Origin of the sequence: Leucobacter soli (genome assembly GCF_042659205.1) — a bacterium.
In the GTDB taxonomy this organism is placed as follows: Bacteria; Actinomycetota; Actinomycetes; order Actinomycetales; family Microbacteriaceae; genus Leucobacter; species Leucobacter soli.
Genome location: NZ_JBHSRW010000414.1, coordinates 1 through 999, shown reverse-complemented (window position 1 = coordinate 999; position 999 = coordinate 1). Strand labels below are relative to the sequence as shown.

Genomic DNA, 999 nt, shown 5'->3' with positions numbered 1-999 from the left:
GAGGGCAGCAGCCGCGCCGGCGGGGGCCGGCAGCGGCGACGGGCAGACCGCTCAGTCGAGCAGCAGCGCCGGCTCCTCGAGCACCGAGGCCACGTCGGCGACGAAGCGCGAGATCACGTCGCCGTCGACGATGCGGTGGTCGAAGGATCCGCCGACCGTGGTCACCATGCGCGGCCGAACCTCGCCGTCGACGACCCACGGCTTCTCCTTGATCGTGCCCATCGCCATGATGGCGCACTCCCCCGGGTTCAGGATCGGCGTGCCGAAGTCCATGCCGAAGACGCCGATGTTCGTGATCGTGATCGTGCCGTTCGCCATCTCGGCGGGCTGCGTGCGGCCGTCGCGGGCGGTGATCGTCAGCTGCTCGATCGCCTGGGCGAGCTGCAGCAGGGTGAGCTCCTGCGCGTCCTTGATGTTCGGCACCACGAGCCCGCGGGGGGTCGCGGCGGCGATACCGAGGTTCACGAAGTTGTGGCGGATGATCTCGGTCTCGGTGAAGGTCGAGTTGATCTCGGGATTGCGGCGGATCGCCCACAGCATCGCCTTCGCGAAGATGAGCAGCGGCGAGACCTTGGTGCCGGCGAACTCGCTCGAGCTTTTGAGACGCTTCACGAACTCCATGGTGCGCGTCGCGTCGACGTCAGTAAAGACGCCGACGTGCGGCGCCTCGTTCGAGCTCGTCGCCATGGCTTGAGCAATGTGCTTGCGCACACCCTTGAGCGGGATCCGCTCCTCGCGCACGCTCTGCGGCTCGGGCGTCGTGATGTTGCGGAAGAGGCTGGCCTGCGAGGCGTGGCGCACCACGTCGTCGCGCAGGATCTCACCGGCGATGCCCGTGCCGGTCACCGCGGTGAGGTCGACACCGAGATCCTTGGCGAGCTTGCGGATCGGCGGCTTCGCGATCACCGGGTTCGCGTCGGCGACCGGGAGCGACGAGTGCCGTCCGGCTGCGCCTGCGAGCAACGGCTCGCCGCCCCGGCGGCGGCGCGACGTCGCGGA

1 protein-coding gene is annotated in these 999 nt (G+C 69.3%); it reads right to left on the bottom strand.

The window, feature by feature from the left end; genetic code table 11:
• Positions 1 to 51: 51 nt before the first annotated feature.
• On the bottom strand, positions 52 to 999 hold a 948-nt coding region (locus ACFPZL_RS13620), incomplete at its 5' end, for a dihydrolipoamide acetyltransferase family protein (protein WP_382335928.1).